13 protein-coding genes and 2 tRNA genes are annotated in these 14022 nt (G+C 44.6%); 9 read left to right on the top strand and 6 right to left on the bottom strand.

Going from position 1 to position 14022, the window contains the following annotated elements:
* Window positions 1-52: 52 nt before the first annotated feature.
* Window positions 53-124 (bottom strand) — tRNA-Glu (locus JNK13_00075).
* Window positions 125-284: 160 nt separating this feature from the next.
* Here JNK13_00075 and JNK13_00070 point away from each other — a divergent pair.
* Together JNK13_00070 and JNK13_00065 are read left to right on the top strand one after the other, a co-directional pair.
* Window positions 285-358 (top strand) — tRNA-Gln (locus JNK13_00070).
* A 66-nt stretch (window positions 359-424) separates the two neighbouring features.
* Window positions 425-1216 (top strand): ferredoxin--NADP reductase, encoded by a 792-nt coding sequence (locus JNK13_00065; protein MBL7661124.1) that lies wholly within the window; start codon window positions 425-427, stop codon window positions 1214-1216.
* A gap of 269 nt (window positions 1217-1485) precedes the next feature.
* Here the strand turns inward: JNK13_00065 and JNK13_00060 are convergent, their stop codons facing one another.
* Window positions 1486-1989 (bottom strand): ferritin, encoded by a 504-nt coding sequence (locus JNK13_00060; GenBank protein ID MBL7661123.1) that lies wholly within the window; start codon window positions 1987-1989, stop codon window positions 1486-1488.
* Between the two features lie 310 nt (window positions 1990-2299).
* Between JNK13_00060 and JNK13_00055 the strand changes: the two genes are divergently transcribed.
* The gene (locus tag JNK13_00055) at window positions 2300-3277 is read left to right on the top strand and encodes a hypothetical protein (GenBank protein MBL7661122.1); all 978 of its coding nucleotides are present in this window, start codon (window positions 2300-2302) and stop codon (window positions 3275-3277) included.
* A gap of 124 nt (window positions 3278-3401) precedes the next feature.
* Here JNK13_00055 and gltX read toward each other — a convergent pair whose 3' ends face one another.
* A complete protein-coding gene (gene gltX / locus JNK13_00050) occupies window positions 3402-4820 on the bottom strand; it encodes a glutamate--tRNA ligase (protein ID MBL7661121.1) in 1419 nt (472 codons plus the stop codon).
* Between the two features lie 878 nt (window positions 4821-5698).
* Between gltX and JNK13_00045 the strand changes: the two genes are divergently transcribed.
* The 3 genes from JNK13_00045 to minE are packed head-to-tail and all read left to right on the top strand — an operon-like array spanning window position 5699 to window position 7176.
* A complete protein-coding gene (locus JNK13_00045) occupies window positions 5699-6055 on the top strand; it encodes a septum site-determining protein MinC (GenBank protein MBL7661120.1) in 357 nt (118 codons plus the stop codon).
* Window positions 6056-6080: 25 nt separating this feature from the next.
* On the top strand, window positions 6081-6875 hold the full coding sequence (minD, locus tag JNK13_00040; GenBank protein ID MBL7661119.1) for a septum site-determining protein MinD: 795 nt from the start codon (window positions 6081-6083) through the stop codon (window positions 6873-6875).
* 19 nt (window positions 6876-6894) lie between these two features.
* Window positions 6895-7176: a cell division topological specificity factor MinE gene (gene minE, locus JNK13_00035; protein ID MBL7661118.1), complete on the top strand. Its 282-nt coding sequence runs from the start codon at window positions 6895-6897 to the stop codon at window positions 7174-7176.
* Window positions 7177-7663: 487 nt separating this feature from the next.
* Here the strand turns inward: minE and ald are convergent, their stop codons facing one another.
* Window positions 7664-8776 (bottom strand): alanine dehydrogenase, encoded by a 1113-nt coding sequence (gene ald, locus JNK13_00030; protein MBL7661117.1) that lies wholly within the window; start codon window positions 8774-8776, stop codon window positions 7664-7666.
* Between the two features lie 151 nt (window positions 8777-8927).
* Here ald and folD point away from each other — a divergent pair, with 151 nt between their 5' ends.
* The 3 genes from folD to gcvH are packed head-to-tail and all read left to right on the top strand — an operon-like array spanning window position 8928 to window position 11355.
* The gene (folD, locus tag JNK13_00025) at window positions 8928-9794 is read left to right on the top strand and encodes a bifunctional methylenetetrahydrofolate dehydrogenase/methenyltetrahydrofolate cyclohydrolase FolD (protein ID MBL7661116.1); all 867 of its coding nucleotides are present in this window, start codon (window positions 8928-8930) and stop codon (window positions 9792-9794) included.
* A 27-nt stretch (window positions 9795-9821) separates the two neighbouring features.
* The gene (gene gcvT / locus JNK13_00020) at window positions 9822-10958 is read left to right on the top strand and encodes a glycine cleavage system aminomethyltransferase GcvT (protein MBL7661115.1); all 1137 of its coding nucleotides are present in this window, start codon (window positions 9822-9824) and stop codon (window positions 10956-10958) included.
* A 22-nt stretch (window positions 10959-10980) separates the two neighbouring features.
* Window positions 10981-11355: a glycine cleavage system protein GcvH gene (gene gcvH, locus JNK13_00015; GenBank protein MBL7661114.1), complete on the top strand. Its 375-nt coding sequence runs from the start codon at window positions 10981-10983 to the stop codon at window positions 11353-11355.
* Between the two features lie 27 nt (window positions 11356-11382).
* On the opposite strand, the gene JNK13_00010 is transcribed toward gcvH, so the two are convergent.
* Window positions 11383-12759 carry a hypothetical protein gene (locus JNK13_00010; GenBank protein ID MBL7661113.1) on the bottom strand — a complete coding sequence of 459 codons (1377 nt, stop codon included), beginning with the start codon at window positions 12757-12759 and terminating at the stop codon, window positions 11383-11385.
* A gap of 374 nt (window positions 12760-13133) precedes the next feature.
* Window positions 13134-14022: hypothetical protein (locus JNK13_00005; protein ID MBL7661112.1), on the bottom strand; the 889-nt coding region annotated here is incomplete at its 5' end.

The raw sequence follows: 14022 nt of genomic DNA, 5'->3' as shown, positions 1-14022 counted from the left end.
GAGGAGAAGGGGAGGTCTAAGTTCAAGTCTAAGGATGATGTTGCAAAGTAACTGACCCCTACGGGAATCGAACCCGTGTTTATGGCGTGAGAGGCCACTGTCCTAACCGCTAGACGAAGGGGCCACAAGGTAGGTTTGCCAAAAATCAATTTCGTCATAAACGAAATTGATTTTTAGACTAAGCTCTATGGCTCGTGGAAGTATAGATAAGAGTCCTAGATCTTACAAGCGTACACTCTAAATTGACGTTAATCGCCAGACGAGTTAAAATTTTCACAACTTGTTCGCCCTTGGTGCAATGGTAGCATCCCAGATTCTGACTCTGGTGATCGAGGTTCGAGTCCTTGAGGGCGAGCCAAAAAGAACATGATTCCGTTTAAGTTCGTTGCCAGTCGGACATTGGGTAAAAAGGCCTCGCAGAGAAATGGAACACAACGCACGAGTCATTTGGCGCAAAGACTACACCCCAGGGCTATGGGTTGTACGTATTAAACCCGATTTCGAAATCAACGAAGCTTTCACTCCCGGACAATATGCAGAACTTGCCCTTGATGAAGAAAATGGCAAAATAATTCGGCGACAATATTCAATCGCTTCAAGCCCAACAGAAAAGCAGTACTACGAATTTGCAATTACCCGAGTCGAAGGCGGCCAGGTTACTCCAAATCTGCATCGCTGCGATCTTGGGCAAACACTTTGGATTAATTCTAAAATCAAAGGAAAATTCTCCCTCGACCATGCTGGAGTATTGGAGAACGTGGTGTTTGTTTCCACGGGCACAGGAATTGCACCTTTTGTTTCCATGCTTCGCGCGTACGGAGTGAATGGCGGGCGCTGGAAAAATGCCGTGCTCATTAACGGCGTGAGAAAGTCGGACGAGCTTTTATACAAAGCAGAATTAGAAAATCTTGAACATGATGCTGACGGTCGATTCACCTATTTGCCAATCGTCTCTCGTGAACCAGGTTGGGCCGCCGCATCTCCAGCAGCCAAACACGCCAGTAGAAAGATCACCGAAGGTCGCGTGCAAAATGTGCTCGAGCCAGAGATTTATTCTGCTTTAGTCGGAATTGAACTAAATCCAGCAACAACCCAACTTTTTCTTTGTGGCAATCCCGCAATGATTGAAGATGTGCTGAGCCTACTTGGCCCATTTGGCTTTAAAGAACATTCTAAAAAAGATCCAGGACATATCCACCTCGAACGCTACTGGTAGAATTACGCTTGTTGTTGGGCAAATTCTTCGTTGCGGAATATTTTTTCTCAGCCTCGTTTATTGCAATAAAGTCGGCATCGAAAAAATTTCCGCGCCTCGACTTTGACTCAACTCCAAGCGTAATTCCAAAAAGAAACGAAACCGCGGCGCGGTTTATCAGTAGGCGCATTATGCTAGTAGGTGAATTATTTTAACAGAGTGAGTTAGATGCAAATTGAAAAGCGATTCAATCTTATCTTCACATCACTCTGCATGATTGTCGATCGGCGTTACTTTGTCTCGCCCTTGGAGAGTGTTTCTAAATCTCGGTCAAATAGATAAAAACCACCCTTGTCAGTCCCGATCAAATTGAGCTTATCAAGTAATGTCCGAGCCAAGTGCTCCTCTTCTAGCTGCTCTGTTACATACCACTGCATGAAGTTATGCGTTGCATAGTCTTTCTCTTTTAAGCAGTGATCGACGACGGCGTTGATTTCATTCGATACTTTTACTTCGTGCTCTAAGACACTACTAAAAACTTGATTGACCGATTCAAACGTTGTGGGCACCGCTTTGAGGTTTGGGACGAGGGCATGCCCACCACGCTCGTTGATATAATGAATCAGCTTTAACATGTGCATGCGTTCTTCCTCGGAATGATGATACAAGAAAGAGGCAACACCACTAAAACCCTGAACCTCGGCCCACGAAGCCATCGCTAAATAGACTTGAGAAGCTTGCCCCTCGGTCTCAATTTGTTTGTTTAATAGAGTACACATTTCTTTTGAAAGCATAAGTCCCCGTGATTTAATCGGTAATATTATTGCTAAACTAGCATAATAACCTACCCTTGGGGAAATTCACGAGGTTTATTTATGACTCTAATTGCGCTATTAAGTCAGGCTTTAAAATCCAATGACTTAGGGTAGAGGCGTTATTTTCTAGAATTCTTTTAGAAAAGCGAATTATTGTTATTAGGTTTTTAACGCATTCCCTTCAAACTCAGATGCCCTCCTGATGCGTTGTTGAACTGTTTCCTAGATTTCTTCCCACGCATAAGTAATCTCGGAAATGGTTTAACCATTGTGTTTGTAGAGGTAAAGAATGCAACTAACAGTTGAATTATTGACTGGCATGACTACGACCGAACTTGCTTGTGCAGCGCGCGAGCAAGTGTTCAGGATCGGAAACGACAAATCACTCACGTTTCGTGAGCTTATGATCGACATCTGGAGAAATCTAGAGTTGATCAACGCCGAATTTACGCGCCGAAACGATTGGACGCCAGATCGTCTTGTCGCCTTTTCCTATAAAGTGCAGCTATGTAGGATTATCGGTCAACGTTGGAAAGAGCTGGGTGAATTGCCACTTGAAGAACTTCATCCGGATCGGACTTTTCAAGTTACCTATTCCATGCCTTTTCAGATAACTGATCAGGCCAGTCATTTCGACGCTTGGCATCGCTATGCGCTACATTTGCTAACAGTCTACGAGAGTTGGCTAAGAGGAACTGCAAACGACTATCAAAGCTGGATTGACCTTGTAACAACTGCCTCAGTGACTAAACAGGAAGTGGCAAAATTGCTTCATGGGATGCAGCTTAGCGAACAGCTTTTGAGCCTGGCCTTCGAGCGTGGCGTCACGTATAGCCGACTCGAGGACTTCACGAGTGCACGCGAAGTTTTTCTCGAATTTGTCAATACGGAGATCTCCGAAAGTGGACCAACTGCCAGGGACGCGAAGGCCCGAACGGAACTCTTTTTCGTTGCAATCAAATTGCGTGACGAAGATTTGATCCGGCGGCTTAGTTTAGAGTTTGATGCGTTTGTCGAAATCTTCCGGCGGCCTGAAGTCGACGAAAGGTTAGGCGACTTTCGTCATAACTTAGCAACTGGCTTGATTAGCGCTGGTCTTGAGCTGATGACGATCGCAGGGGTTCCAGGGATGACCCTTCTAGCTGGAACTGTCGTCGGTTGGGTTAAGGTTGTGACGCCAGATGCGCTACGCTCTCCCGACAACACGGCATGGGGCGAAGACTATCGACGCCTGATGCAGTATGCTGAAGAGCGTCGGGCATCGTAACTTGCAAGATCTGCTTGGTGAGCCGGCTGAGGAGTCTTCTCCAAAGCCGGCCTACTCAGCACCCTCTAGATTTTGTATCAAGGTTGAAACAGAATTCGCTTTTCTAAATTTTCCTCTCTAAGCTTTAAATCGCGCAAGACTTAATCCGCGAGATCGTCCGCTCCTTTTCTAAAACACTCATCACCGTAAAAATCGGAGGACTAACTGCTGTGCCAGTCAAGGCGACGCGTAGCGGCTGAGCAATTTGTACAAGCTTTAAGCCTTTTTGCTCGACTAAGGCCTTACAAGCGGTTTCAATTGTCTTGTCATCAAAATCTTTAAGATTTGTGAGAATCACCTGGATCTCTTGGAGTAAAGATTTTGCCTCAGGCGTTAAATGCTTCTTAACTGCCTGCTCGTCATAAATAACTTGGTCTTCAAGAAAAAATTTACATTGGTCGGCCATCTCAATTAAGGACTTGGCACGCTCCCTGAGTGTTGCAACTAATGCACTAAAGGCTGGAAGTTCAGCTTGATTGGGTTTACGCAGCCCACGCTCTGGAAGAAAATCAACTAACTCACTCACTAATTGACTCAGTTCAAGCTTCTTAATGTGCTCACTATTAACCCAAAGTAATTTTACCTGATCAAATACTGCAGGACTTTTTCCAACGTGATCTAGCGAGAAATATTTTTCCAGCTCCGCACGCGTAAAAACCTCTTGGTCGCCGTGGCTCCAACCTAAGCGGGCGAGGTAATTCACAAAGGCATCGGCAAGATAGCCGTCTTTCTTATATTCAATTACCGAAGTCGCCCCGTGACGCTTAGAAAGCTTTTGCTTGTCTGGCCCCAAAATCATCGGCACATGGGCAAAATCTGGGATTTTCACGCCAAAAGCTTGATAAATTACCATTTGTTTTGGAGTGTTAGAAATGTGGTCCATGCCGCGAATTACATGCGTAATTTGCATCTCAATATCATCAACAACAACCGTGAAATTGTAGGTCGGCGAGCCATCACTGCGAATGATAATAAAATCATCAATTTCTTTATACGCAGTGCGAATCTCGCCAATGATTAAATCATTAAATACAGCTTCGCCAACATCAGGCACGCGCAAACGAATCACAAACGGTTCAGCGTCTTGACCACTTGGTAGCTCTGTCGGTTGCGGAGTTGGATCTTTTGGACGGTGTAATTTGTCATACTGCGGCTTTTCAGACCGCGCAGTTTGCTCTTGTCGGACTTGATCAAGTCGCTGAGCTGTGCAGGTGCAACGATAAGCAACACCAAGCTCTAAAAGTTTACGCGCGTAATCTTGATAAATACTGTTTCGCTCTGATTGAAAAAAGGGGCCTTCATCATACTTAATATTCAACCAGGCCATGCCCTGCATGATTGCTTCAACAGCTTCCGGAGTTGAACGCTCACGGTCAGTATCTTCAATGCGCAAAATATGTTTGCCGCCATGACTCTTAGCGAAGAGATAATTAAAAAGCGCCGTACGCGCTCCACCAAGGTGAAGGTAACCGGTCGGACTAGGAGCAAAACGAACTCTAACCACAAAATCTCCAAAACTTAACTATTTGTTAGGGAAAAATATTTTTACCAATACTTGTACTGGGTTTAAGTATTTAGTATAACGTGAGTAGAGAATTGTCGACTTACAGTAACTTTAATTAATATTAAGTAATAATTGACGGACTTGTACTAGGACTGATATAAGTATAAGTTACTTAAATAAAGTCTATCCTAGTAGCTAGTGATTGTTAGTTAAATACAAGTTTGGAAGCAGTTATGTTTGATGATACCTCTGAAACAAGCATCGAGGCAGGTAAGCGCGATCGCATTCTTTTTCCCGCAGACGATGCAACAAATCCATCACGGATCGTCTCCGCACGTGGAACAGAGGAAGGTTTGGTGCTGCGCATTGATGGCCGACAAGATTGGTCGGTAATTCTTAAAGAGCTCACACAGTTTTTGGGCGACCGCCGTAAGTTTCTCGAAGGTGGACACGTTTCCATCGAATGGCTCGACAGACTTCCTACAAAAGAACAAAGTAGCCAGCTCGAATGTTTCCTAAAAGAAAATTTCTCAATCGAGATTATCAGTCGCCGCAACAAAAACCGCTCCAAACAAAAACAAGAATTTTCTGTCTATCCAGGAAGTAATACCAACTCAACTAAAACTGATACTAGCGAGGTAACTGCTAACAGTAGCACTCTATCTGGCGAATTAAAAAAAGTTGATCACGAAAAAAGCACAAGCCTCGCCGCCTTTTTTAATCTACCAAAGCAAGGCGAATTGCAGCTAAATACCCAACAAAATGGCCCTCAATCAAAGTCAACTTCGCGCTTAGCTTCAGACTTAGTCGAGTCAGATTTTGACCGCAATCAGCTCAAGCGTATCAATGAATTACTCGGCGAAGAACCGCTGCTCGACATGGAAGGCAACGCCCGACTGTTTTTCGGAACATTGCGCTCTGGCCAACGCCTCGAAACCCCACATAGCCTCGTGGTGATCGGTGACGTTAACCCCGGAGCAGATCTCATCGCCGGCGGCGACATTATCGTCTTTGGAAGCTTACGCGGAACGGCTCATGCCGCTGCCTATGATGATGAAAATCGCGAAGCACTAATCGTTGCCCTCTCAATGCAGCCAATGCAACTACGCATCGGCTCAGTCATCTCTCGCGGTAACGGAGAACATGGAGGTAAGGCTGAAGTAGCTCGCATCGAAGACCGCCACATCATTGTTGAAACTTATAATCCACGAAGTTTATCACGCAAAAAACGTTAATCAAATTTACTAGGAGTTGTGACGTATGACAGGTAAAGCAATTGTAATTACATCGGGGAAAGGTGGAGTCGGTAAAACTACCACTACCGCTAATCTTGGCGCAGCACTGGCCCTCAAAGGTAAACGCGTGCTCGTCATTGACGCTGATATCGGACTTAGAAACCTCGACGTGATCATGGGACTTGAAAATCGCATTGTTTTCAATCTCGTCGATGTTGCTAAAGGTGTCTGCAAGGCTCAACAAGCTGTAATCAAATCTAAAAAATCAAACAATCTTTATTTGCTTCCCGCCTCGCAAACCGACGATAAAGACGTGATCTCCGAAAAAGATATGGCGCAAGTCGTCGCTAGCTTAAAACAAGAATTTCACTACATCTTAATTGACTCACCAGCTGGCATCGAAAACGGTTTTAAAAATGCCTGCGCTGGCGCCGATGAAGCGATCGTCGTAACTACGCCCGAAGTTGCTGCCATCCGCGACGCTGACCGCGTAATCGGACTTCTTGCAGCCCGCGGCTTAGAAACTTCATTAATCATTAATCGTGTCGACCGCGATATGGTCCGCCGCGGTGATATGCTTAGCCCACAAGACGTCGTCGATATCCTGGGAGTAGAACAAATCGGCCTAGTCTTCCGCGATAACGACATCGTCGTCTCCGCCAATACCGGAGACCCTGTGGTCTATAACCCACGCTCAGCAGCCGGACAGTCCTTCACTCGCGTCGCTGAACGTCTCACCGGCGCTCAAATCCCACCCGAAGAACTCGACCTCGGCGTCAGCCTTTTTGCTAAATTAACTAAAAAATTACGAGCAGCATAAGAAAAGGAGCAAGAAAAAGATGTTTAACAGACTTGCCGAAATGTTTTTCTCAAAAGCGAATAGCAATAGCAAAACTACCGCAAAAAACCGCTTGCAAATGGTTCTCGTTCAAGATCGCAGCGGCCTGAGCCCACAAGACATGGACTTCTTCAAAAAAGACCTACTCGACGTAATCTCTAAATACTTCGTACTCGAACGCAAAAATGTCGAAATCGAATGGCAACGCGAAAATAACTCTACAGCCCTACTGATCAATACCCCAGTAATCTGTAAACCGCGCCAAGTCCAAAAAGTCGCTTAGCTTACTTTTTCTTTCGCGAGAAAGAAAAAGTAAGCAAAAAGAAAGCGGCAGGCTTTCTTTTTGTAATTTTGTATGTCGTCCGAGAGGACGACCAGTCACAGGGCGCGAGAAAGAAGTGTTAATTAGACCTAGTCCATGAAAGGACTAGGTCATGTAAGCAAAAAGAAAGCGGTAGGCTTTCTTTTTGCTTTTTTTGATCCTTGTGCTGAAAGCGCACAAATCATTTCATTACTGTACGGAAAAGAAATCTATGGGCAAAGAAAACGAACCCGCTTCACGGGTGTGGGCGACGTTAATTCTTTAAGCGTATGCTTGCACTTGAACTTAAGCTTACCCTTATCCTTCCCTTTTCTAATTAGATGAGGACTCTATTCAGGACGGAATAACTTGTATTCAGGGAGGGGCAGGAGAAGTATAAGTTCAAGCCTAAGCTCTAAGAGCAGTAATACTCAATTTTTTAAGCCTAAGCAGAAATGCATACTGCCCTCTACAACGCAATCTCTTCGGCCGGAGTAAACTTCATACCCACCGCTTCAGCAATTGGCCCATTTGTCAGCTTACCTTGATAGCTCGTCAGCCCCCGACGTAGTGGCTTAGAAGTGCTCAACGCACCTTGCACACCCTTCTCAGCAATCATTTTAATCCACGGCAAGGTCGCATTGGTCAGTGCAATCGTCGAAGTTCTAGGGACAAGCGCCGGCATATTTGTCACGCAATAATGTACAACGCCGTTTTCGATGTATGTCGGATGAGTAATTGTTGTCGGCTTACTAGTTTCAGCAATACCACCTTGGTCAATGCAAATATCAACAATTGCCGCACCTTTCTGCATTGAGGAAATCATCTGACGAGTAATCAGCTTTGGCGCAAGTGCACCCGGTAAAAGCACCGCACCTACCACAATATCTGCCTCCTTGATTTCACGCTCAACTGAAAGTGGAGTCGAGTAAATTGTCCGCACCTTACGTGGACTATCGAAAAATGGCGTTAATTTAGCCTCATTAATATCAATAATCGTAACTTCTGCGCCCATGCCGAGCGCTACTCGGGCAGCGTTACTTCCAGCTGCGCCAGCGCCAATCACAACAACTCGCCCAGGACGTACACCAATTGCGCCACCTAAAAGAATTCCACGTCCCCCTGTTCCAGCTTGCAGCGCATAAGCACCACATTGAATCGAAAGCTGTCCAGCAATTACGCTCATTGGTTCTAAGATCGGTAAACGACCGTTATCAAGCATAACTAGATCGTAATCAAGTCCAGTTACTCCAGACTCAACCATCGAGCGCGTAAGCTCAGGAGCAACAGCAAGATGTAGAAAAGAAAATACAGATAGACCGCGGCGGAAATATTGGACTTCTTCAGGCGCAGGTTCCTTGACTTTGACAAGCAAATCGCAGCGCGACCAAACTTCCTCAAGCGATGGCACAACTTCAGTATTCGAATCTGTGTAGGCAGCATCAGTAAACCCGCTGAGCACACCGGCACCTTGCTCAATAATCACCGAGTGACCCATACGTGTGAGCTCAAGCGCGCCATCAGGGGTTAGTGCAACGCGGCGTTCGTCAGTTTTTCTTTCGCGGGGAATGCCAATAATCATGATTCAACTCCAAATTATAATTCATTTAGTATCGCAAAAAAAACAACAAAATGTCTAGGATATTTCTAAAGAAAAGCCGGTGATGGCGTTTTTTTAAATCCAAGTATATATCACAGGTCTCTATTTAGATTGTTTATCAGGTGAAATTTAAGTGCCCGCATTAATCATAGATGGAAAAAGAGTAGCTGCAGAACTCAAGAAATCACTGAGCGAACGTGTTGCAACGTTTTCAGCTCCCGCTACTTTGGCAGTTGTACTTGTTGGCGATAATCCTGCCTCCCAAGTTTATGTTAGCGCGAAATCCAAAGCCGCACACGAAATCGGCCTAAAAGTCATGGACTTGAAGATCGCCGCAAACGCTGACACGCAATCGGTTGTGGCAACACTACAAAAGCTTTCTGCTGACCCGACTGTTGATGGAATCTTGTTGCAACTTCCACTCCCTAAGCAGGTTGATGAATTTACTTGCTTGTGCGCGATTGACCCGCGTAAAGACGTAGACGGCCTACACCCTTATAATCAAGGCTTGCTGCTACGCGGGGCACCAGGACCGCGTCCGTGCACGCCGCAAGGAGTGATCGATTTAATTCAAGCTGGACGTGACTTGCTCAAGCAACCACGGGAACTTGCAGGTTTGTCGGCGACTGTTATTGGTCGATCGATTCTAGTCGGCAAACCGATGTACCTACTTTTACTGGAAAAGCAGGTAACAGTGACAATTTGCCACTCGCAGACGAAAAATCTTACTGCGTATACAAAAGCTGCTGACATTCTTATTGCCGCAGCAGGAAGACCGAATTTGATTACAGCAGAAATGGTTAAACCTGGCGCGATTGTGATTGATGTTGGTATTAATCGGCTTGATTCAGGTAGGCTTTGTGGCGATGTAGATTTCGATAGCGTCTCGCAAATTGCAGGCGCGATTACTCCAGTTCCAGGTGGAGTCGGTCCAATGACAATTGCATGTTTATTAGCAAATACTGTGGACGCGCACGAACAGCGCGAAGCGGGTAAGTAAAGTTAATTATCGAGGAGTAGAAGAGTAGTGGAAGCAACGACAGATTCAACTAAAAAAACTCCCTTATTCGAAGCGCATAAATCCCTAGGCGCAAGATTTGTCCCCTTCGGTGGCTGGACAATGCCCGTGCAGTACTCGGGAATTATTGAAGAGCATCTTGCTACGCGAAATACTGTGGCGCTCTTTGATGTCAGTCACATGGGAGAATTTATTGTTTCAGGCCCTGGGTCACAATCGTATTTGAATTGGGTTACGGGAAATGATGTTTCCAAGCTTGCGCCCGGCAAGGCGCAGTATACCTATTTCCCTAATGACCGCGGTGGTGTCGTCGATGATTTAATTATCTACATGCTTGCTCACGAACGTTATCTTTTGTGTGTGAATGCTTCGAATACGAGTAAGGATTTTCATTGGCTGAAGGAAAAATTACGTGGTTACGTTAAGTTAGAAAATGTTTCTGAGCGCTTTGCGCAAATTGCAATTCAAGGGCCAAAGTGGGCTGAAGTCCTGGCCCGAACTTTGGAAATTCCGCATGCAGATTTAGCGCTTGAGAAATTTCCAAGCTTTAGCTTTTTCGAATTTAACCGTGCTGGATACTGCACGAGCCCAATGATTGTCGCCCGCACGGGATACACTGGCGAGGATGGGGTAGAAGTTTTTCTTGATCCTAAAGATGCAGAGAAATTCTGGTTCGGCTTACTTGAAAATGGTGCCGAATTTGGAATTAAGCCTGCAGGACTAGGGGCAAGAAACTCCCTGCGTTTGGAAGCGTGCTTTCCGCTGCATGGTCATGAACTCACCGATAATATTCCAGCGTTAGAGTCGGGCCTAGGGTGGGTAACGAAATTTGATAAGGGCGATTTTATTGGCCGGCAACGATTGCTTCCATACAAAGAAAAGGGTTTAAAACATAAACTCGTTGGTTTTGAAGTCCTCGACCCAGGGATTGTGCGCGAAGCCGCACTTGTCTATAACAAGCAAGGTGTTGAAGTTGGAACCACAACAAGTGGAACAAAAACTCCAACAATCAACAAAGCTATTGGTCTAGCAATCATTCGAACTGATGAAGCGACCCTAGGTAATGAACTTTCAGCATTGGTACGAGGTAAGCAATTAAAGATTAAAATTGTGAAAACGCCGTTCTATAAGCGACCACAAAACTAAGTTTTACGAGTAGGAGATAGTTATGCAAAAATTCACTCAAGATCATGAATGGATTAAAGTTGATGGAGCTCAAGGCTTTATCGGAATTACAGATTACGCGCAGAAAGAACTTGGCGATGTCGTCTTTATTGATCTCCCAAGCGTAGGCACTAAAGTCACTAAAGGTAAATCGTTTGCTAACGTTGAATCGGTTAAAGCAGTCAGTGATATTTATGCTCCAGCTAGCGGAACTATTACTGAAGTCAACACAGCGCTTGCAGATAGGCCCGAACTGATTAACCAATCTGCTGAGACTGATGGCTGGCTGGTGAAGATCGCCATAGATAGCAATGCTGAGCTTGAAGGCCTAATGGATCGTGCGAAATACGACGCTTACATTGCCGAAGTGAGTAAGTAGTCGATTGACCTGTTGCTGATTCTAAAATTACTGAAAGCAGGCATCACCATCGAAGGGACTTTTAAATTCTCCTCGAGGTATTAAGCATACGCCATTATGTTTTTTCTTTTGCTTTAAGATCCAGCTCAACTTCCGATTTTTTTCTGTCATGTTGTAATTATCAAGACTGCCTTGGAAAACTTTGCAATCTACTTTATTCGGATCAAATCTTGCCCCTGGATTGCAATTGCAGTGAAATCCCCAAACATGGCCTGCGCCCATGCGAGCACGACCATAGTTTGCAATTACAACTCTGGCAGGTCCTCCACAATAATTTGATATTCCCCAAGCCTTCTTGATCGTGCCTGAATTACATTTAGTAAATCTGGTATGCTTTTTTAGGAGTCTATGAAAAACACCCGCATAGTCCCAAGGCATTAGTTGACGATTCTTTACTACGTCATGTGCGATGGTTGTGTAATTATAGCGTGCTAAATCTGCACGTAGCCTTGGATCCGCAGTTGATTTTCTTGTTAAGCAAGAATCAAATTGTGCCTTAACTCTGTTTTCAAGAATTTGCGCATTATTGATCAAGGCCTGCATTTCATTGCTACAAGACTTAGGACGTCCACCTCCGCGGCTACACATGTTTCGATAGATACGACAAGTAATGCGACCATCTGAGGTTTCATTTAACTCACAAGCTCGACTTTTAGCTTTGTGTAGTAATAGATTTGCGCAGCGGTTTGAATCACTACCTGGCATTAAACATTCAGCTGGGTAATCGATGCCAGTGTCGTTTTTGGCGATGGCATCAGCGGCACATTCTTCGATCGTATAACGTAATGCAAGCTTACGCGCACATCCTGGACGAGCAGTTGAGAATACCGTCACTTGGCGGATAATCACTCGATAAGAAGTTGGTGTGCCACGCTGATCTCGGCTGATAACGTGATATTCAGATTCTGGGCAACGCCAATCGACAAGATTTGTCCAGTGGTCCGGGTCTTGTTGTCGATCGTAACGACAGTGACCCGAGTTTGGTTGCAGTAAGAAATTTGTGAAAAAATACTGTCCATTAGGGTGACCACGAAGTGCATCAAACATTTGGCCTAACTGTCCGTTATATGTTATCGGGCTCCCATAGATATCGGCGGGCACGACAATTTCTGGCGTTTCCCAGGCAACGACTAATCTACCTGGACCCTGATATCTTTGCGTCCGTTTGTCTGTCCACTCGCAATTGAGCTGCTTGAGCCTCAAATCAGGATTAGCAGCCTCACCAAGGCGTAGTGCATCTTCGCACTCTTCGACGGTTACGCTGTTGTCTTGAGCTTGAGCAGGAGTCTTTGTAATCATTAATAAAAAAAACGCTAAGCAGATAACTCGCAGATAGAGTAGTTGATGCAAATTTAGAAGTTTCATCTGTAAAACCCAACAAAACACTGGAGACTGATTTGTTCAGTCTTAAACTTACTTATGTGTTATAAGTTGTTAATGTGATCGATAATATTTTGCCCAGATAACTAATTGATATGTTGGTACTATTGTTTTTATCCTCTTGCGTTTGAGTTTATATGCTGCGCTTGCTCTCTATGTGGGACAACAGTTTTAGATTTTGCGGTTAATTTGCCCGTTTTTATTAAAGGATCTATCAGGCATGATTTCTTCGAATCTTTTTTAGTTGATTTACGACACTTACAGTTTTTGTTTTTTATTTCAAATGCTGAAATTGTAGAAGTTGAAAAAACAATTCTGAAATTGCAATTTGCAAATTAACTGAATTTTGAATAATCTAATTATTGCTCAAAATCTCTGACAAAAAGCTCCTGCTTGAGATAAACAAAGCGTGGAGAGAGTGGAGGGAGTTTGGCCGCATCATTAAAATCTGTATCAAATGACCAGACACGAGTCGGTGCGTTATAAAAGCGCCCATTAATCTGCCAAGCGCCATTAACATGTCGCGCCTTGTTGAGGCTGACAATTGATCCTTTATAGGTGAAGGTGCGGTTACTCCAGTTTTCATGAAAGCGTGGAAAATTTTCAACTCCTCCATTATATGCGCCATTCCAACCACCCGTGCCTTCGGTATTACCTGTGGAGTCAGTCCCCGATAAAAACGCGGCATTTACTGTTGTGTCAGTCGCTGTACGGTTTGTTAAATTACTTTCATCTGTTGCGTCGTCATTTAAATTTCCTGAAAGAATATTGATTGAATCGGCCATTACTGCGGCAGGAATTTTATTTGTTGAGTTATAATGTCCACGTAGATATACGGCTTGATCGCTCACGATGCTCATACCTTTGACTAAGGGTGCGCCGCCTACAGTTGCCTGTAAATTTTGCGCATTCCAGATTCTGACTCCATATTTATTTGCCGTGTTACTTGCATCGGGACCTTTAACTGTAAAAAAGAAAACAATTCCACCCTCAGTATCGTCATTGAGTGCTTTGCCCTGTGTGAGCCAGTTTGAATTATGTAAGCAATCAAGTAGGGAGCGCATGTCAACTTCTAGCATCTTAATGTATTTGTCCTCGCGATTATTATAAAATGCATTGGCATAGTTTGTGATACTGTTCACAGCATAATTTCCAATTTGTGAAACTGACCCTGTGCAGGCACCAAGTAAATTTGTTGCGGTGCTGTCGATTGTGTCATTTGCATTTCTAACTTCAATTCCTCGTGGA

Source organism: bacterium (assembly GCA_016786595.1).
Lineage (GTDB): Bacteria > Bdellovibrionota_C > UBA2361 > SZUA-149 > JAEUWB01 > JAEUWB01.
Note: the sequence above shows the minus strand (reverse complement) of the source record. Positions and strands in the feature narration are given on the sequence as shown.